The 18,430-nt window shown below is 51.0% G+C and carries 18 protein-coding genes; 3 read left to right on the top strand and 15 right to left on the bottom strand.

The features are described from left to right. Positions 1 to 69: 69 nt before the first annotated feature. From OS112_04510 to OS112_04530, 5 genes are all read right to left on the bottom strand, one after another. Positions 70 to 984, bottom strand: coding sequence for a hypothetical protein (locus tag OS112_04510; protein ID WAC05897.1), 915 nt, complete (start codon positions 982 to 984; stop codon positions 70 to 72). A 179-nt stretch (positions 985 to 1,163) separates the two neighbouring features. Next, positions 1,164 to 1,598 (bottom strand): hypothetical protein, encoded by a 435-nt coding sequence (locus tag OS112_04515; protein ID WAC05898.1) that lies wholly within the window; start codon positions 1,596 to 1,598, stop codon positions 1,164 to 1,166. 53 nt (positions 1,599 to 1,651) lie between these two features. Next, the gene (locus tag OS112_04520) at positions 1,652 to 2,152 is read right to left on the bottom strand and encodes a hypothetical protein (protein ID WAC05899.1); all 501 of its coding nucleotides are present in this window, start codon (positions 2,150 to 2,152) and stop codon (positions 1,652 to 1,654) included. A 174-nt stretch (positions 2,153 to 2,326) separates the two neighbouring features. Continuing rightward, positions 2,327 to 2,941: a hypothetical protein gene (locus OS112_04525; GenBank protein ID WAC05900.1), complete on the bottom strand. Its 615-nt coding sequence runs from the start codon at positions 2,939 to 2,941 to the stop codon at positions 2,327 to 2,329. 225 nt (positions 2,942 to 3,166) lie between these two features. Then, positions 3,167 to 3,727: a flavin reductase family protein gene (locus OS112_04530; protein ID WAC05901.1), complete on the bottom strand. Its 561-nt coding sequence runs from the start codon at positions 3,725 to 3,727 to the stop codon at positions 3,167 to 3,169. Positions 3,728 to 3,902: 175 nt separating this feature from the next. Here OS112_04530 and OS112_04535 point away from each other — a divergent pair, with 175 nt between their 5' ends. Beyond that, on the top strand, positions 3,903 to 4,736 hold the full coding sequence (locus tag OS112_04535; protein ID WAC05902.1) for a hypothetical protein: 834 nt from the start codon (positions 3,903 to 3,905) through the stop codon (positions 4,734 to 4,736). 423 nt (positions 4,737 to 5,159) lie between these two features. Here OS112_04535 and OS112_04540 read toward each other — a convergent pair whose 3' ends face one another. The 7 genes from OS112_04540 to OS112_04570 form a co-directional block, all read right to left on the bottom strand. Continuing rightward, on the bottom strand, positions 5,160 to 5,405 hold the full coding sequence (locus OS112_04540) for a DUF2769 domain-containing protein (protein WAC05903.1): 246 nt from the start codon (positions 5,403 to 5,405) through the stop codon (positions 5,160 to 5,162). Positions 5,406 to 5,531: 126 nt separating this feature from the next. Next, on the bottom strand, positions 5,532 to 6,950 hold the full coding sequence (locus OS112_04545; GenBank protein WAC05904.1) for an MFS transporter: 1,419 nt from the start codon (positions 6,948 to 6,950) through the stop codon (positions 5,532 to 5,534). A 187-nt stretch (positions 6,951 to 7,137) separates the two neighbouring features. Further along, positions 7,138 to 8,781 carry an adenosylcobalamin-dependent ribonucleoside-diphosphate reductase gene (locus OS112_04550; protein WAC05905.1) on the bottom strand — a complete coding sequence of 548 codons (1,644 nt, stop codon included), beginning with the start codon at positions 8,779 to 8,781 and terminating at the stop codon, positions 7,138 to 7,140. 312 nt (positions 8,782 to 9,093) lie between these two features. Beyond that, positions 9,094 to 9,510, bottom strand: coding sequence for a hypothetical protein (locus OS112_04555; protein WAC05906.1), 417 nt, complete (start codon positions 9,508 to 9,510; stop codon positions 9,094 to 9,096). Positions 9,511 to 9,604: 94 nt separating this feature from the next. Continuing rightward, entirely contained in the window at positions 9,605 to 10,399 is a 795-nt protein-coding gene (locus OS112_04560) for an energy-coupling factor transporter transmembrane component T (GenBank protein ID WAC05907.1), read from the bottom strand. After that, positions 10,400 to 11,848 (bottom strand): energy-coupling factor transporter ATPase, encoded by a 1,449-nt coding sequence (locus OS112_04565; GenBank protein WAC05908.1) that lies wholly within the window; start codon positions 11,846 to 11,848, stop codon positions 10,400 to 10,402. Beyond that, positions 11,845 to 12,372, bottom strand: coding sequence for a hypothetical protein (locus OS112_04570; protein ID WAC05909.1), 528 nt, complete (start codon positions 12,370 to 12,372; stop codon positions 11,845 to 11,847). Before OS112_04570 ends, OS112_04565 begins: the two co-directional genes overlap by 4 nt. Before the next feature lie 417 nt (positions 12,373 to 12,789). Between OS112_04570 and OS112_04575 the strand changes: the two genes are divergently transcribed. Both OS112_04575 and OS112_04580 read left to right on the top strand, forming a co-directional pair. Continuing rightward, entirely contained in the window at positions 12,790 to 14,319 is a 1,530-nt protein-coding gene (locus tag OS112_04575) for an AMP-binding protein (GenBank protein ID WAC05910.1), read from the top strand. Positions 14,320 to 14,338: 19 nt separating this feature from the next. Next, positions 14,339 to 14,965 carry a small multi-drug export protein gene (locus OS112_04580; GenBank protein WAC05911.1) on the top strand — a complete coding sequence of 209 codons (627 nt, stop codon included), beginning with the start codon at positions 14,339 to 14,341 and terminating at the stop codon, positions 14,963 to 14,965. Positions 14,966 to 15,585: 620 nt separating this feature from the next. Here the strand turns inward: OS112_04580 and OS112_04585 are convergent. The 3 genes from OS112_04585 to OS112_04595 all read right to left on the bottom strand — a co-directional run bounded on the left by OS112_04585 (position 15,586) and on the right by OS112_04595 (position 18,349). Further along, on the bottom strand, positions 15,586 to 16,464 hold the full coding sequence (locus OS112_04585) for a universal stress protein (GenBank protein WAC05912.1): 879 nt from the start codon (positions 16,462 to 16,464) through the stop codon (positions 15,586 to 15,588). 1,307 nt (positions 16,465 to 17,771) lie between these two features. Then, a complete protein-coding gene (locus OS112_04590; GenBank protein WAC05913.1) occupies positions 17,772 to 17,981 on the bottom strand; it encodes a hypothetical protein in 210 nt (69 codons plus the stop codon). A gap of 86 nt (positions 17,982 to 18,067) precedes the next feature. Then, positions 18,068 to 18,349, bottom strand: coding sequence for a hypothetical protein (locus tag OS112_04595; protein WAC05914.1), 282 nt, complete (start codon positions 18,347 to 18,349; stop codon positions 18,068 to 18,070). Positions 18,350 to 18,430: the final 81 nt, after the last annotated feature.

Genomic DNA, 18,430 nt, shown 5'->3' on the forward strand with positions numbered 1-18,430 from the left:
CAGACCGGGCAGTAGTGCCACGATGAATCATATGCGAGCAGTCCGGTTCATAGATTTGGTGCAAACATATTAATCTACAATTTTAGTAGCCCATATGCCTGTTCCCTCTATATAGGCAACTCCTACTCCGATTCTAAATCCCTTAATTCCACTTGTATCTAATTCAGGATGGTATATCCCACTCCCACCTGGGGGTATAAGATCCTTATCTTTGGTGGAATAACCCGTCCCGCTAGCCCATGTTGAGATTATTGCTTCTGCTGCCTCCTCATTAGTGCAAAAAGCGTCGGGTGCCTTAAAAACAACATTATCATATTGATAGGAGTCTAAAGGTTGAAAAATTCCCGTACTACTCATCCAATTTGAATGCATTATTGCTAAACTTTGAAGATACAGATCCTGATTTTTAGATATCAATGAGCTTATCAGTTGTGTATCTATTTTCTCACAATTTGGAGGTTTTACAGAATAAAATGTGTAATTTGGGGTTTTTGTTGCAGTAGGATTGTTATATTGTGTCATGTCACTTTTGCATGTCTGCAAACCATTATTTTCGTAGCAAGACGAACCTTGTGGGCATGAACATGGTTTAGGTGTAGGGGTAATTTCTGGGGTGGTCTCCACAGTTGTGATACTCGTTAGACAAGTAGCATTATATCGCCTTCCCCAATATGCACAGTATTCCAGATCTGTAACAATACCCTGATTACACTTCATTACATTGAGAGCAGCATCCCCACAAGGCTCATAGGGATTGGAAGAGGCACCGGGGTATATTGGAGTTCTCTCAAGTGTTGGTGTTTGTGTAACGGTCTGTTGGGATATCTGTATCGGTAAAGTAGTGGTAATTATTTCCGGTGGCGGATATGGAGACATTATTTCTGTTGTTGTAACCTGAGATGCAGTGTGGTTTTGTTGCGTACATCCACTCGAAATTATCACTCCTAAAATTAGAATCCCAATAATTACTGCCCATCCCTTCATATGTCAGAATAATACAGAGAGATTCGATAAAGATTCCTATAAAAAAATGATGTCAGATATAAGTGCTAATAAAAATCAATAAAAATTATTTTATTCTCTTTGCATCAACACACAAACCGTTCAAAACTGCCAACTAATTGCCTACTATAACCTAAACTGGTTAATTTTGAGTCGATATGTTACTTCTTAATGAAATCTCGTGATGCTCCGTGTTTACCGGCAATTACTTTGTATTCCTTCACTATATCCAGTTCGATTGGGATGTGTTTTTTGCAATAAGTTTGACCACGATGATCGAATAAATCAACTTTCCACTCCCCACAAATGCCACACTTAATATCCTTACCAAATTCTTTCCTAAATTTCTCAGCCTGAATTAAGTATTCTCTGTATGTCTCATTACGATTAAGTTCATAAATTTGGTTAAGCCACTCTTTCTCTATGATTTTTCGTTCTTGATCGCGTTGAGGGAGAAAGTCTCGTCTCAAATGCTCGAATTGTGGAACATGGATGTGATTCAATAATTCGAGTTTGGTATCAAATTTTTTCCCACATTCTTCACAAACTAATTCTTTCTTTTTGAAAAATCTAATTAGATCTTTCCAAAGACTCATAATAGTCAAATAGAAGAATTGTTGATTTATATAATAATACTACCTGACAAAAATCACTTGATTTTATCTGCATTATGCCAAAGTTCTCTAATTGTGTCTCCATCTAGTGTCAATCCGGATTTAAAAAGTTTAATAGCAGTGTCTTCCACTACTTTGACGATATAATCGTTTAGTATAATCAACTTCTCAAGATTCCAAATTACATTATCCACATTGCCAGTAAAGGTATTGACGACATCCAAATGACAATCAGGGAAATTTTCAGGAAATGGTAGATTATAGCGCCCACAGATCAAAGATTCAAAGAAAAAACCAGCCATACAAATCATATCATGTTTTTCCGTGTCTGAAAGATATTGTCGAATATCTCCAAATGTAGTGCCCTCACCATTCGGGTATACTATAATAGAGACAACATCACCATCAAAAGCTGTAAGAATAATCGCATGTCCTGCTTCATGAAAACAAACGCGTGCAATTTTTGAATCCTGTTCGAAGATATCTAAAATTTCTGTATTGATATATGTATTAACCAAGAATCGTGGTTTATACATGACAGACAATTACCTATGAGAACAATTTATCACTTTGTATCATCCCACAGATTGTACAATATTTCCATCCTATTACCTGCCAATGCTGTTTGTCATCCTTTGTCAGCATCACATGGCAGCGATGCATGGCTCAAATTAGGAAAATGTTTCTAATTTTAAAAAACAGAAATTCTCTTAAATAAAATCCCCAGTATACACTGAAACTCTGACATCAACCTGATTACCGTAAACCGTAACGTGGTAATCCCCTTCTCCGTTAATGATGATCGTATTCACAGTATTTGATGGGTAGGGATTTCCATAACCGTCCTCTGCAACAATCTGGCCAGTCTTAGGATTCCTCACGGTAATCTTTAAAAACGAGTTTCGGGGGTCATATTGAAGGGGAATCGTCTGGTATTTTATAATGAGTGGCCCTTTGATAACATGAATTTGAAATGCAGAAGAACTGTATTTGGGTGTGTAATGATCTGTAAAGACTGGTGGTGCATCTTCGATAGCTTTTCGCATTACTGGTGACGACACCTCCCCGGATTTCCCTGATAGGTCACGAACCTCGCGCGGTGAGCCCTCAGGGATTGGCGCAGCTTCCTGAACGTAACTCCTATAACCACCGGGTGATCCAGTTGTTTCGGTTGATGATCCTTGACGAAGAGTAGGTGTGGGGGATACTCCCGGTTTGGATTCTATCGGAAGTGCTACACAACCACAAATAATTACCAGTATGATAAGTATCACTGATGAAAAAAGGACTATCGGGATATGACAAGTATAGACTCGCCACTGCATGGGGAATCCTTTTCTATGAGATGCAAAAAAGGTTTCCCCCCTTTAGAATCAGGATGTAGATACTGACCGATACTAATCGTAACCCTATTTTTATAAATTTAAAATTTGTCAATGATACGGGCTTATTCTTACTTTTTTCTGATGGGATCTAAAAGCCACTGATTTTAAAATACACTGTCAACAGTGTGTTGTTTAAAAAAACAATTTTCCGGAAAATACCCGGTATTACTTTTTCCTGTACTTCTTCCCTGCCGAAAATGCCTTTTCGACCTGTTTCCCCACGCCAAAGTAGGCGGCCTGGGCGTACACGATCGGGTTGATCTTTGCGATATCCGGTTTCCCGTCCGTGACACATGATGGGTCGGCATGGATCTCCACCACCTCGCCGATATGAAGCATGTGGCTCCCGCAGTCTACGGACTCAGACAGCCTGCACTCGATGTTGACCGGACACTCCTGTGCCATTGGAGCGGTCTTCAGTTTCCCGTAAAACGACCGGAAGATTCCGGATTTGTCCTCCTGCCCACCGGAGACGAGGCCGCAGTGGTCGGTCTCGATGACCTGTTCTGATGACGGCACGTTCAGGCTGAAGGTCCTGTTCTCCCCGATCCCCTTTGCAGTATACCGCGCCTTGTTGATCGCGACGCAGACCATCGGCGGCGCCATGCAGGCGACTGTTGCCCACGCGGCGGTCATGTAATTCGGCTTGCCCTTCACGTTTGCGCCCACAAGCAGGGTGGGCATGACACTCATGTACGGCATCGGGCCAAGCGTAATCTTTTCCATCCTTTCTCTCTCCAAAATATATGTTGAAGGGGGAGGTGATTAAGGGTATCATTGCAGGGTGAGTCCCCGACAGGGAGGAGGGAGGGGGAGAAAGAGTGCAGGAAAATATTCCTGCAGGATGTAATCTCTAAAATCAATTCAGAAAATTTATTGAGCCCGAAATAAATATCACGATATGTACAAAAAGATCATTTTGCTCGCCATCATACTCCTGATTTCCTGTGTTTTGCCTGTTTGGGCCGATACTGCAACTCCAATCCGCGACGATGGCCAGTTAAAATACAGCATTCTGGGTTCTACAACCACGTCATATAGCCTGAGGCCATGGGGCCATGCAGTATTTTTCCAGAATAATGAACCGATCGTTGTCAATGGTGTCCGGCTGTACGCGTACCGGTACGGTGATCTTGATGGAAATGTCAGGATCGAGATCTGGGACGAGAATTTAAAGACGTTATACAAGGACCAAATTCCCTATGAAAAATTACCGTTGCACCGGGCAATGAGTGATGCCAGTGATGCACGGCAGGTCATATCCTGGCAGAACATCCCGGTCCCGGACCATCTTGTCACAGGCAACTTTTACCTTGTGATTTTTACCGATTCTTACGCCCCAACAGAAAACAAGCACGGGATCTCCATCGGTTACACGAAACCTTCGACCTCATCAACGTCTCACACGGTAAAATCCAATCCCAACAGGATTGACGAACTGGCCCTGAACATGAGAGGAGAGAGTTATCCCCCGACAGAAGTGGACTGGATGATCCGGGTCCTGTACAAGGAGCCTGTCGCAACGACCACCACGCAGCAGACCACACCGGTGAAAGAAACAGTGCAACCAGTAACTACGGTGGTGTCGGTGACAGCACCATCAGAAGCAAATACCGGCTCTTTGGGGAATGTCCCGGCATCCGCGCCTCCGGCCCCGACTCAAACACCGGTCGAAATCCCCGTGCTTGTACTGGCAATTGTAATCAGTGTGTGCATTTTAAAACGTGCAGACTAAGGGCTCTGTAGAAATGCTTAGAAATCCCAGCTCTTAACGCTCTTTGGGGGAATTAATCGTCGCTGGAAAGCGAGGATTGATTGGAGAAACCATATCAATGGTTTCGACCTTTCTGCCGTTCACGCAGGGAAGGGCAAACTGAAGAAGATGTCCATCAGGATATCTTCGATATGCGACTGTAAAGGAGCACGAGAAGACATCTGTTGGGATGTCTTCGAGTTACATTGCTCCCGCCGCTATGGCATCCCCCATGATGCGATAGTAGGATAGGAGGTTTACTTGAATCTGTAGAATAATCATTTTAATCTGCATCACTTTTTTCTTTCCAATTTCAGGAACGGTATTTTAACACAAAATCCGTCGTTGATTTCGTAAAAAGTCAGGGGCAGGAATGGTATCTTACCCAAAAAAAAAATTAAACCTTCACTTGTTAACGCAGAAATACCCGACATTTAACTTGTATTTTGTAAATACCTCGCATGCCGGACAATAGCAGCTGATCGTTTTTACATTTGATGGGGCTGATGATTTTCCACGTGCACAGAACAGCGCATTTGGCAGGGTGTCTGAAAGCCTGTTGCCCTTAAACGTCGGACACGCCCCACAATACTTTTTGCATATCTCCTGGTTCCCTATGGTATCATCCACGGTTTCCACGCTGGTCTTCATGACGAAATAATATAGCGGGGTATTATAATACCCTTCCTCCGGAGGAAAAGACCAAAATCCCACCGGTGCCTGAAGGATGGAGCCCCGGCCGGATGCCGGAGATGCCTTGGGGCGGGCATAAAGGTATCACCCTGCATCCTCGAGATCTTCAAGGGAGCGCCCGGTCATATCAATCCGGGTCAGCCATGTTACCGCAAAGGCGATCACGCAGATGACGCCCATGATGATGACCGTAGCCCGGACACCAAAGGAGGCCTTCATCAACGGGACAAAGATAATCCCGCAGGCTGCACCAACCTTGGCAAGAGATGCCGCAAACCCATGGGCTGTGGCGCGGAGCCGGGTAGGGAAGAGCTCGGCGGGGAGGAGGAACGTCGTGGCATTGGGCCCCCAGTTCATGAGGAGGTTGAAGAGGCCGAACCCGACAAATGCAAGCGCGATGATGGTGGAAGAACCGGACTGGGATGCGGCAAGGACAAACATCCCGGCCGCCATGCCGATAAATCCCGCGAGCTGGAGCCGGATCCTGCCGATCTTTTCAATAAAGAGGATATTGAGGATGAAGCCGATGACAAGGAAGATGTCGAGCACTACCGTATACTCAGTCGAGAAGAAGTCCTGTGCAATGAAATTGAGCCCGGCCGCGGGACTGCCCATGAGGGCTGCAATGAGGATTGGCGTGAATATCCCGACCCCGTAAAAGGCAAAGTCCATCAAAAACCATGGGACGGTGACAAGGATGGTCCGGCGCAGGTTCTGCCGGGAGAAAAGTTCGGTGTAATCGGAAAGGTGGGAATGCCATGCCCTTTTTTCCGGCTCATCTTCCACTGCATCTTTCACCGGGGGCTTAACCACTCCTTTTAACTTGAAATCCGGTATCAGGTGGCGGATGACCCCCATGGCAAGCTTCCATTCCCCCCGCTGGATGTGCCACCGGGCGCTCTCCGGGACGGTCCGGCGCAGCACAAGGATCAGGAGCGCCGGGGCGGCGCCGGCAACAAGCATCCACCGCCATGCCTGTTCAACCGGGTGCATGGCAAGGATGAGGAGCCCGACGGCAGCTGCGGCAAAGATGCCGACAGCCTGGAAGCTGAACGCAGCGATCATCATCCTGCCCCGGATCCGCTTTGGCATGAACTCGCAGACATAGGATGCACAGATCGGGTAGTCCGCACCGATTCCGATGCCAAGGAGGAAACGGAAGAGGATAAGGGACTCTAAGTTCCAGGCAAAGAACGACAGGACTGCAAAGACAATGAAGATGAAGAGATCGGCCAAAAAGACCGTCTTTCTCCCGAAACGGTCGCAGAGCCTGCCGCCGATAAGTGCCCCGAAGATCGCCCCGACAACCGATGCAGCACCGACTGCACCCTGTGCGAGGGGGCTGGCGGAGAACTGGACGATAATAAGCGGCAGGGCGATTGACATCACGAAGAGGTCAAAACCGTCAAGGAAGATCCCCATCGATGAAAGGAACCAGATATGGCCATGCTTCAGCGTGAACGGGGCTTCATCAAGAACATCCGTGAGTGCCCTGCATGACATAAAAATCCCTGGCCGGCGTAAAGCACTATCTGTCGCTGTAAATGATGAAATTTTCCCCTCATTTTTTTGAGGGATAAAAGAGGGCGTGCGGGATATGAAGTTTCAGGATGCGGCAGGTGAGCAGAGACTAAAAAAAACCGGGTGAATTTTTTTTTTAAAGTATGCAGGCAGATTTCATGCTTGCCGGTCACACGTCAACCCGGCACATCCCGCAACCCCGCGAAAGTACCTGGTCTTTTTTACTGTTATACCTGTAGATTGTAACCCCCTTGCATTCAAGGGACCGTGCAAGCAGGAACAGCCGGCAGATCTCATCCACGTCCGCATGTTCCGGCAAATTCACGGTTTTTGAGACGGCGTTGTCGACATGTTTCTGGACCATTGCCTGCATGCGGATATGGTGCTGCGGGGAGATCTCGGTCGCGGTCTTATAGATCTCTTTGATTTTATCCGGGACCGGCGCGGAACCGAGCGTCCCTGTCCGCTTCACCGCAGCAAGGATATCCTTCCCTGATCGGAGGGTTCTGAGGTACTTTTTCAGGAGCGGGTGAATGATAGTGACCGGCCGGTTTCCGATCCGCCGGGTGCCGGCAAGGGAAAAGACCGGTTCGATCCCGCTGCTGGTGCCTGCAATGAGATGGAGGGAGCCTGTGGGAGCAATGGTCAGGACGGTGGCATTGCGCATTTCGCCTGAGTAGATGCTCTTTTTGATTGCAGGAAACGAGCCCTGCTCCTCCCCCAGTTCCCGGGAAGTCTCATGTGCCCTGCGGGAGATGAGGGCCATCGTGCGATCAGCAAAATGGAGTGCTTCTTCTGATTCGTAGGGGATCTCCATGCGGATAAGGGCATCGGCAAGTCCCATGACGCCAAGCCCGATCTTCCGGGTCAACAGCGTCTTTTCCCTCACTTCAGGTAGCGGGAACCGGTTTACATCAATGACCGCATCAAGGAACCGGATCCCCCGGTCGGTAACGGTCTGCACCTGTTCTTCATCCAGTTCGTCCTTTGCGATGCACCGGGAGAGGTTGATGCTTCCCAGGTTGCAGCTCTCAAAAGGCAGGAGCGGCTGCTCCCCGCAGGGATTTGTTGCCTCAATGCTCCCGAGGCCGGGCACCGTATTTTTCCCGTTGATGATATCAAGAAAAAGAACACCGGGATCACCGGACTGCCATGCTGCCGAGCCGAGCGTGCGCCAGAGTTCGAGGGCGTCGATACCGGTTTTTACCGAATTGTCACGGGGGTTCACCAGATCATACTGCGTGCCATGCTGCAGGCAGTGGAAAAAATGCGCATCGAACCCGACGGAAAGGTTGAAATTGGATAGCCCGCCCCGGTTTTTTGCGTTGATGAACTCGATGATATCGGGATGGGAACTGGCAAGCACCGCCATGTTTGCCCCCCGCCGTTTCCCTCCCTGTTTCACGGCACTCGTCGCCTCATCAAAGACGCGGATGAACGGCAGCGGGCCGCTTGCCGCACCGGAGGTCGAGGATACGGGATCACCGGCAGGACGGATCCTGCTGAACGAGAACCCGGTACCGCCGCCGCTCTGGTGGATCAGCGCCATGGTGGCAAGCGTGGAAAAGATCCCCTGGATTGAATCTTCTACCGGTAACACAAAACAGGCAGAGAGCTGGCCGGCGGGTGTCCCGGCATTCATCAGGGTCGGCGAATTGGGGATGAACAATAATTCCTTCATTACATGGAGGAAATCATTTTTCAGCGGGGTACCTACGGCATCTGCCACCCTGCAGAAAAGGGAACCGGGAGTTTCCTGCGGGAGAAGGTACCGGTTTTCCAGCAGGGTTCTGGCCGCAGGCGTCAGGTTCATTGCGCTACCAGAGAACTGTGTTTTGTGTAAATTATATATAAATTAGTGTACCGGGTTCAGCGTTATGTACTGGATTTCTCTTCTCTTACGGATACAGGTTACAGGAGACCTTGTTCTTTTGATCCTGTGAATGCGGGAGAACAAACAGTACCTTTGTTACGGATTGTGAACAGTACTCCCGCACGGCATGGACTCCCTTTGGGCAACAAGGTTCTGGCAACAAGGGCAATGAAAGGATATGCGATAACATGAGCCTGAATTTTACATAAAAAATTGTAATGCGGACCGTCCGGAATCCGCCCGGTCCTGCAATCAACTGATCCTTACGCCGATGCCTTCAAACCAGCGGGATGCAAAATTCCCCGCGTAATCGTACTCGTACCCGATCTCTTTGAAAAAACCCTCAAACTCTTTCTGCGCCTTGGAACTTTCTTTTGCCGTGTTTTTTGTACGGTAAAAATGCGCAAGATAGACAAAACTGGCGCCGTGATCAGGGAAATCCTCCCGCTGTATCGAATCGATCATCGGGTAGTGCCCGAGCACTTCATGCCATTCTGTACAGGAACCCCGCCCCCCGATAATGAGGCATTCGGGCCCAATGACCGGTGCGTCCGGTGCGGATTTTTTGCGGGCAGGCCCCTTCTTTTGTTGCCGGCCGGCACGTTTTTTCCCTTTCAAAGGACGGTCTGCAGCGGGATGACCCGCGGGGCCGGCATCCTCCGGTGCCATAGTGGTAATGAGCCTGCCACATGTATAAAAAATTTATTTATTGGTTCCGGATCCCAAAGCAGGGTTTGAGGCGCCTTTGCCCGGGCAAAAATATTTACATTGCCTGCAGGAGCAGCAGCGCTAAGAAACCGCCCGCAAGGCAGAGAAGCGTGCCCATCACCGCGTAATCGCGTGAGACCAGTGCCATCTCCCGCACGTGGGTCCGTGCGCTGGTGCGGTAGCCCCGCATGTCGATGGTAAGCCCCAGCACGTTGGACCGCAGCAGAGCGTTGGAGACGAGCGGAACAACAATGGGAGCGACACTGCGGATCTTGCCCATAAATCCCGTACCCGGATTGTACCCGCGGGCGAGCTGGGCTTCGTGGATTCGTTTGCCCTCGATCTGGAGGGTCGGGATGAAACGGAGCGCGATGATGAACATGAGGACGTAATCGATCGGCATCCTCATCTTCTCCAGTGAGTGGACAAGGTCGCGGGGCTGGGTAGAGATGATGAAGATCTGGAACCCGTAGATGAGGATCATAAAACGCAGGGAAAGGATAACGCCGATCTCGATTGCACCCCACGTGACCGGCACGCTCCCCCCGGCGAGCGGGAACCCCGGTGGGACGAGGTAGCCGATGATACCCCCGTTGGGCATCGTGATCACGGTGATGATGATGAATACGATGCTCATCATGACGATCAGCCGGGACTGCTGGATCACCTCCGCATAGAGTTTTCCCAGGTACGCGAGGAGGAGGATGGCAAGCACGAGGGCAACCAGGAATACAAGGTTCGTCGAGATGACGCACATCAGGCTTAGGACAACGACAAAGACGATCTTTGTCATTGGATGGAGCCGGTGGAAGAAGCCGTCCTTGTGGACATACGCGAGAATCTCTGTCATTTACGGCACCCCTGCCATGGTATCAGAGATGATCGTCCCCTTCTCCATCGTGATAATCCGGTCCGCACAGGAACGGGCCATCTCCCGGTTGTGGGTGATGATGATGAGGGTATGCTTTTTTCTCTGCAGGTCTTTTAAGATCTCCATCACAAGACGCGCCTCATTCCCGTCAAGCCCGGTCGTCGGCTCGTCAAGGACAATGATCTCCGGCTGCATGGCGATCACGCACGCGATCGCAAGCCGCTGGCGTTCACCGCGCGAGAGCCAGCGGGGGTAGAGGCGTTTTGTGTGAAGGAGTCCGACGTTCTCCAGCGCTGCATCGATGAGATTCTCTCCATCAGCCCGGCCGAGGTTTTTGAGCCCGAATTCGACCTCGTCTTTGACAGTATCGGCAAAGAACATATGGTCGGGGTTTTGGAAGACCAGCCCGACATGGCGTGCGAGCTCTCCCACTGAGCACTGCTTCGTATTCATCCCCCTTATCACGACATCACCGCCCGTGGGCAACAGGAGGTTATTGAAATGCTTGACCAGCGTCGTCTTTCCTGACCCATTCTCCCCGACAATGGCGACAAATTCGCCGGCACGGATCTGCAGGCTGATGCCGTTTAACGCCGGAATGTCACCGTAGAGGTAGGAAAGGTTCTGCACACTGACAACGGGGGGCGACTGCTCTCCCGCACCGGCACCGCCTGCCTGTACCGTATCCCGGATGCCGGAGAAATCCGGGATTATCATCCGGCGTATCCGCTCTTCTTGTAAGACAATGTCCGGGTCACCCGCCGCGCTGATGCGACCGTTCTCCAGCACCACAAGCATGTCGATCATGTCCCGGAAATGCCGGTACTTGTGTTCGACAAGGAGGATGGTCTTGCCCTGCGCTTTCAGGGTTTTGAGGATTCCGGTAATCCGCCGGGTCGCGTGTTCATCAAGCTCCGAAGTCGGCTCATCGAGGATCAGGATCTCGTTTCCCAGCGCTAAGGTTGCGGCAAGCGCAACGCGCTGCTTCTGGCCTCCGGAGAGGTTGTGCGGGGAGCGGTTCCTGAGCTCGTCAAGGTACGTCGCGTTCATAATCGCGGCGAGGCGCTCCTCGATCACTGCGGCATCCAGCCCCCGGTGCTCAAGGGCAGACAGGATCTCCTCTTCGACGGTTGTGAAGATCATCTGCGCCTCGGGGTCGTCAAAGACGATCCCGATCTTCTTTGCCAGTTCGGAAAGGCCGACATAGCCGGCGACGTCCTTTTCCTCCACAAAGACACGGCCCTCTTTTTTACCGCCGTATTCATGCTGGAGGATACCTGCTGCGGCAAGGCAGAGCGTGGTCTTGCCTGCACCTGACGGGCCGGTAACCATGACGCACCGGCCCTTTGGCACGAAAAGCGAGATGCGGTGCAGGGCTTCCTGCACCGTGTGGGGATAGGTGTAGCTGATCTCTTGGAGCCCGATCATTCCTGTCCCCTCGACAGCACCCTGACCGAGGGGAAGTAGAGGATCTGGACGATTACGGCATTGAATATCGCCGTCACCACGACGATTGGCACGAACACGGCAACAAAACTCATCATGTTCCCGTTATACTTGGTAAGGATGGTGCTCCCGACAAAGATGATCGCGATCGCGGCGAACGTAAAGCCGCTTGCAAGCGTACTCAAAAATGTCGTGGCTGTGGGCGCAAGTTTTATTTTTTCCTTAAGCGCCGCATACAGCCCGAAGCACACGAGCGCTCCTACCGGCTCGCTGATGAGGTTTGCCGGGGGAAACATCGAGCTGGAGATCAGCATCGAGAGGATGCCTGCCACAAGGCCGATGCCCAGCGCCTCGTAAACTTTCGGCCTGATGAGGATGATTGCAAGGCAGTAAAATGCAATGATCATGTTCGGGGTCAGCGGTGTATGCAACATCGCAAGGAAATACCGAAGGATCGCACCGATGGCGAGGAGGATGCCGACAATAGCAATATCTTTTGACTTCATTTCAATCACACAAATGCTTTTTTTCTGGTATGGGTTTTCTGGTATGGGGTGTTTCAGGGGTGCAAGGAAAGTGCAACAACAGTTGACTAACTTATACCTTGATGTATAAATGTGTTCATTAATGTATTAAACATTCCCTTTTCCCCCGGCCTCGTTAATCCCAAAATCGTTGGCCTGAAGTATGGTCCTGGAATCTCCGGGCCCAAAGCATAGGGCGTGAGCACCTTTGGTCCCAGTACTATTTACCCTGATAATCCATGTTCAGGTAAAAAAATACCGGAAAAACCCGGGCAGGATTTTTTTTCTATCCCGTTTGTGAGAGCAACCTACAACATTTGCACCGGATAATGCATGCCTATATAGCACAACGTCCAAGTCTGTTGCAGGCGATTGTGCCCCAGCACCGGCGGTGTCCCCTTGTCCAATGTCAGCACCCTCCTTGATGCAAAGAGCGTCCCGTCTGCCAAGGCAGCACTGGTCTGCCCAAGCCGCAACGAGACCTACAGCTATGGCAGGCTCCGATCAGAGATGAACAGGATCGGGCTGGGGCTTTTAAACTGTGGCACAAAGAAAGGCGACCGGGTCTGCATCTACCTTGACAGTTCGCCCGAATACCTGGTCAGTTACTTTGCGATCTGGCGCATCGGTGCGGTGGCGGTGCCGGCCAATATCGTGTACCGCAGCAAGGAACTGCTGCACACGGTCAACGATGCAGGTGCATCCACGATTATCACCTCCGGGGAAGGTGCCGGCGTGGTCGGGAGTATCCGTACCGACGCCCCGACGCTCTCCACCATCATCAGTGCTGGGGGGGGATGCCGGGATTCGGTCGCATGGGAGTCGTTCCCGGAAGCACCGGAGAGCATGCGGGCGGCAAACTGCGCCACCACCGATCTCTGTCAAATCCAGTACACGGCCGGCACGACCGGGACGCCCAAGGGCGCGATGCTGACCCACGGAAACTGGATGACCGCACTGGATGCCGAGCGCGAGGCGCTCCGGATCAGGATGGACGATGTCTACCTTGGCATCTACCCGATGGGACACGTGGGAATTTCCTGGGGGCTCTCGGTCCTCCGGGCAGGGGGGACGTACGTCATGATGGAGCGCTTTGACCTCGGGCAGTACCTTGCGCTTGCGGAGCAGGAGCGGGTGACCGTGCTTGCGGGGATGCCGCCGGTCATCCACTCGCTTGTCCACAGCCAGCCCGGTACGGAACGGCAGCTGGCGACGGCCCGGGTGATCATCTCCGGCGGCGGGCAGCTGCTGCCCGCGGTCTGGGAGGCGTTTGACCGGCGCTACCGTATCCCGGTGGCGAACTCGTACGGGCTCTCGGAGACGATCGTAATCGGATCCGGCACGACCACGCTCCCGGAATTCCCGCACCTGACAAGAGGTTACCAGAGCGTCGGGGTTCCGGTCGGTTACACGGAAGTAAAGATCGTGGACACAAACGATCCCGGGCGGGAACTTCTGCATGGCGAGAACGGCGAGGTTGCGCTCCGTGGCCCCTCCGTCGCGCAGGGATACTGGAACATGCCGGAGGCCACTGCCGAGGTGTTCCTGCCCGACGGCTGGTTCCTGACCGGCGATATCGGGCACCTTGATGCCGACGGGATCCTCTACATCACCGACCGGAAAAAAGACATGATCATCATGTCCGGGTGGAAGATCTACCCGACCGAGGTCGAGAACGTGATCATCCAGCACCCGGGGGTTGCGGATGTGGCTGTCTTTGGCGTCCCGGACGAACGGAAAGGCGAGGTGCCGGTTGCCGCTGTCGTACAAAAACACGGCCAGAAACTGAACGAGACGGATCTCGAATCCTACTGCCGCGAGCACCTTGCCGGGTATAAAATTCCGCGGAGGCTGATGATCGTCGATGCATTGCCCCGGGTGCACGGGTGGAAGCTGCTCCGCCGCACCCTGCGGGAGCAGTTCTCCTGAACCGGGCGGGTGTGCAACCATGGGTACCATGAACAGGCTGCAGGTAGTCCGGAGGTTGCCTTACCGGGCGGTTGCACTCCTCATCCCGTTCTGTGTCCTGTCAATTCATATCGCTGTTATGGCCGCTACGCTCCCTTACAACCAGTTCCTGACCATGATCGGGCTCATGGCCGCTTACATGCTGCCTCCTGCCGGAAAGGAGACCGCCATCCCCGTGGGGATCGCACTGGGCATCCCGTGGTGGTACATGGCACTATCCATTACGATGGTCGACGTTGAGGCCGGTCTTTTTATGGGGCTCAACTTCGACCTTGCATTTAAAATTCCGTTCCTTGGACCCATACTCGTCGGTCTCACAGACAAGACAAAACAGGTCATTGAACATCACCGCTGGATCAGCGGCCTGTATTTCTTTAGCATCGTGCTGATGGTGATGGTGCCGGTATTCGGGAGCGGCGGCATAAGGGGCACAATTGCGGGGAAACTCCTTGGCATGGATACTTTTCTGGTGTTTTTGGGGATTCTTGTGGGAGCACTGATCGGCTGTTTTGGGATCGCTCTCGGGTCAGAAGCAATTCTTGGCCACCTCTGCTCGAACAGCCTTTTGCCTGCAGAGATAAGCGCAATGGTCTGCAACTGGATATAGGACAGGAGGGGCGACGGCCGCAGGATCCTGATGATATTTTTAACCGGCCCGGCAGCCCGGTTGAGGTTAGCTCACCATGCCCGTGGGGGTGACCGGTATTTTATACCCGGCATATTTCCGGAGGCTGCCGGCTTATGGTGAGAAGCGGTATGGTTTACATGACCCATCCGTCGCTTCTGGCAGGATTCGTACCACGGGGCGGATAAAAATACCGGTATTCACAAATCCAATTAAAAACGGATTTTTCGGCTCTGTAGAAATGCTTAGAAATTTCGGCTCCTAACGCTCTTGGGGGAATTAATCGTCGCTGGAAAGCGAGGATTGATTGGAGAAACCATATCAATGGTTTCGACCTTTCTGCCGTTCACGCAGGGAAGGGCAAACTGGAGAAGATATCCATCAGGATATCTTCGATATGCGACTCTAAAGGAGCACGAGAAGACATCTGTTGGGATGTCTTCGAGTTACATTGCCCCCGCCGCTGCCGCATCCCCCAAAATGCGATATCACTGGAACAAGTTGGGGCAATATGGATAATAGAAACAAGGTTTTCTACAGAGCCGATTTTTCATAAAACAGCGGAGGATGTACCCCATACAGGGGTTATCATGGCCATCCCCTCACGCCGTTTTTTTGTCTTTGACAATGAGGACGGGGCGTTGTGCCCTCCGCACAACCGCGCCGGTGGTGCTGCCCATGAACAATGCCTTGAGATCCCGTACCCATCCTTCCCCGTACGGGCTCATGACAATGACGGAGACATCCTCAATGTCGGCCGTGGCGATGATCTCGTCGGGAGCGTATCCCACGTGGACGCGTGAGATTGCATTGAAACCCGCCCGCACAAATTCCCCTCTGAGTCTTTCCAGTTTTTCTTGTGCCGCTTTCACGTGTCCCTCAATCTCCTTTTCTGATTCGCCTTTATCGACCACATGGAACAGGACAACCTCGCCGGAAGCAGGCAGCTCCTGTAACAGTGCGACTGCATCCCCCGCAGGTTTTGAAAAGTCCGTGGGTACAAGCACCCTGGAAAAGATCCTCGCACATGATTTTTCGCCGGTACCTTTGCCGGGGGGGTACCGCATAAGAAGGACGTTTGTCGTTGCCCGGTGTATAACGCTTGCAGAAACACTGCCAAGCAGGATACTCCGGATCGGGTTTTTTCCCCGTGCACCCATCATAATCAGCGAGACGTTTTCATTTTGGGCAGTTTCCAGTATCGCAAGCGGGACGTCGCCCTGGGTTATCACGCTGACAATAACATCAATTTTTGTCTGCACGGTCAGGCCGAGATTCTCAAGAAATGCCTTATTCTCTGCCATGAGTATCCTGGCATTCTCAATCTGCTGGTCGTGAGTAAGGCCTCCTTTTGGAGGATGCGTTGCATCGACGACATGCAAAAGGATCACCTCTTTTAAGCCCGGGATATCCCCCAGGCATGCAAGAAGTTTTTGGGCATCCCCGGAAAAATCTGTTGGCAGCAGCACCTTTTCAAACATACCTCATCTCCCTTTTATTTTTTTACATTTCACTATTGTAAGGATATTGGGCGGGACATGATATAATGTGTACAACCCGGCCTGCGATAAAAACCAATCGTTCCTCCTTTACCGTTGCTTTTGGGGTATATGGCAAAACAGATATACCCTGCCATAATTTGGATCACCGGAATCCGGGCGATGAGCGCGGGAGGCGCTTTAGGATATGTATGGGAATCGCGGGTCCTGGCAAACCCGGGCCTGTATGACCAGCTCGCAGGTTTTGTTTCAGGAATAGCCAAAGATTTATTGTCCGGTCGTGTTTCTGGCACACGGGTATATGGGCAAGTATCTCCGGTTGCGGTTTAAGAGAGGAGTCCGTATCGTAAAACACTTCCTGCATTGTTTACAGGTTGCGACACGGGTCTCTTTGAAATGGTCCTTTGGGGTTCTTGTTATAATGATATTTTCAGCAACACAATCCGGGCAGGTGAAACGGATCACGTACCCGGCTCTCGTTCCTTTAATCTCTGGTCTTAAGGCATTTTTTGTCATAGCTGTATTTTTTCTCGTGGTTTTTCATAACCGGCACAACCACTAAAAAACCGGCCTGGTAATCAGGGCATCTGTACCAAAAAAGGTTTCACAATGATATGAGGGGGCCGCTCTTTCGCGACGGTCCTGAGGTTGGCAGATCTGTTGTTAAAACCGTTTAATGTGTATTTATATAGGCGGTTATTGCGTATAGCATGATCGTAAGAAATCCCCGTTTTTCCTGCAGGAAAGGTTCATTACGGTACAGCCTACTTTTTATTATGCCATCACAGAAAAGTTGTCCGATGAAATTCGGGACTGCCGTTAATACTGAGGGATTGCTGATCGAAATCTCCTGTTGCGGGAAAGAATGTGCATGGTTTTTTGATAACGATTGTGCGATAGTGAGCATCGCAAAAGAATTATGTACTAACCAGAGAAAGAGAACCCCGAAGGGAACGGCGGCCGATTGATTTTTTAAAAATAACAGGGGGATATTATGAATTTCTGCCCGAACTGCAAACGGGAATATACGCATCAGCAGATGAGCGATTACCAGACCGGACGGTGTGCCGTCTCTGGCAGCACGCTTGTGTAAATATCGGATGATGATCTGAACCAGGTACGCAAGGACAATATCCGGAAAAAAGAATAAAACGGATCTGTCGCGTAAAAGCCGGAGATGTTTATTAAAACATCGCCAAGGAGACGGGGGGCGTAAGCCGACCTTCGGGGTTCTGATGAACTCTTCTCTTCCTTAAATCCCGCTTCGCCCGATCATTCCTGTCACGTCATCAGATGCTGCGACCCACCTGGCTTACGTATATTTTGTGCTCCTGCAGGTCAATCCTGTATAACTCGGGATGGTCCAGTAGATCCTGAACAGGAATTCTCATGGTTTCCAATTCTGAAAACGAAAAGATTTCCTCGTTTTCCCGTTTACCCTCCCGCCAGACCAGTGCCACACCAGTTTCGGTTTTTTTACAGTTATAGATATTTTTCATATTATCGTTATTGAGGAACCCGTTATTTGAAACTGACTCATTCTATTCCTGCAACGTGGAACACCCACCGGATCCATATAAACAAGTCATGGTTCCTTTATAAGGTGAAGTTCCGTATCGGTTATCTCGAGTATGATGCCCGTCTTCTTCTCCTTTTTGAGCTGCTGCAGGCTGTCTAAAATCTCCCGTAGCTTCGACTCCTGGTCCCTCCTCGCTATGGAATAAGGCGTCTGCGGGCGGGGGTTTTCGGGAGTGATGGCAAGGAGTTCACAGGTATTGCGCTGGCGGGTGATCTGGAATACGGAAATTTTATCCAGGTCAAGGGAAATGATCCCACTTTGAACCCTGAATTTCACCGTTACGCTCAAGTGACTCCCTCGCTCTACTCTGATGGGCTAGAATTGGCTCGTGAGCTCATACGTCTGCCTGTGCCACCCCGTTCGCCCAAC

It is taken from the genome of Methanoregula sp., from assembly GCA_026625165.1.
Taxonomy (GTDB): Archaea; Halobacteriota; Methanomicrobia; order Methanomicrobiales; family Methanospirillaceae; genus MVRE01.

What these genes read in the sequence shown, in the direction of transcription:
- OS112_04510 (WAC05897.1), bottom strand. Translation starts at nt 984, where the DNA reads ATGAAGGGATGGGCAGTAATTATTGGGATTCTAATTTTAGGAGTGATA.
- OS112_04515 (WAC05898.1), bottom strand. Translation starts at nt 1,598, where the DNA reads ATGAGTCTTTGGAAAGATCTAATTAGATTTTTCAAAAAGAAAGAATTA.
- OS112_04520 (WAC05899.1), bottom strand. Translation starts at nt 2,152, where the DNA reads ATGTATAAACCACGATTCTTGGTTAATACATATATCAATACAGAAATT.
- OS112_04525 (WAC05900.1), bottom strand. Translation starts at nt 2,941, where the DNA reads ATGCAGTGGCGAGTCTATACTTGTCATATCCCGATAGTCCTTTTTTCA.
- OS112_04530 (WAC05901.1), bottom strand. Translation starts at nt 3,727, where the DNA reads ATGGAAAAGATTACGCTTGGCCCGATGCCGTACATGAGTGTCATGCCC.
- OS112_04535 (WAC05902.1), top strand. Translation starts at nt 3,903, where the DNA reads ATGTACAAAAAGATCATTTTGCTCGCCATCATACTCCTGATTTCCTGT.
- OS112_04540 (WAC05903.1), bottom strand. Translation starts at nt 5,405, where the DNA reads ATGAAGACCAGCGTGGAAACCGTGGATGATACCATAGGGAACCAGGAG.
- OS112_04545 (WAC05904.1), bottom strand. Translation starts at nt 6,950, where the DNA reads ATGTCATGCAGGGCACTCACGGATGTTCTTGATGAAGCCCCGTTCACG.
- OS112_04550 (WAC05905.1), bottom strand. Translation starts at nt 8,781, where the DNA reads ATGAACCTGACGCCTGCGGCCAGAACCCTGCTGGAAAACCGGTACCTT.
- OS112_04555 (WAC05906.1), bottom strand. Translation starts at nt 9,510, where the DNA reads ATGGCACCGGAGGATGCCGGCCCCGCGGGTCATCCCGCTGCAGACCGT.
- OS112_04560 (WAC05907.1), bottom strand. Translation starts at nt 10,399, where the DNA reads ATGACAGAGATTCTCGCGTATGTCCACAAGGACGGCTTCTTCCACCGG.
- OS112_04565 (WAC05908.1), bottom strand. Translation starts at nt 11,848, where the DNA reads ATGATCGGGCTCCAAGAGATCAGCTACACCTATCCCCACACGGTGCAG.
- OS112_04570 (WAC05909.1), bottom strand. Translation starts at nt 12,372, where the DNA reads ATGAAGTCAAAAGATATTGCTATTGTCGGCATCCTCCTCGCCATCGGT.
- OS112_04580 (WAC05911.1), top strand. Translation starts at nt 14,339, where the DNA reads ATGGGTACCATGAACAGGCTGCAGGTAGTCCGGAGGTTGCCTTACCGG.
- OS112_04585 (WAC05912.1), bottom strand. Translation starts at nt 16,464, where the DNA reads ATGTTTGAAAAGGTGCTGCTGCCAACAGATTTTTCCGGGGATGCCCAA.
- OS112_04590 (WAC05913.1), bottom strand. Translation starts at nt 17,981, where the DNA reads ATGAAAAATATCTATAACTGTAAAAAAACCGAAACTGGTGTGGCACTG.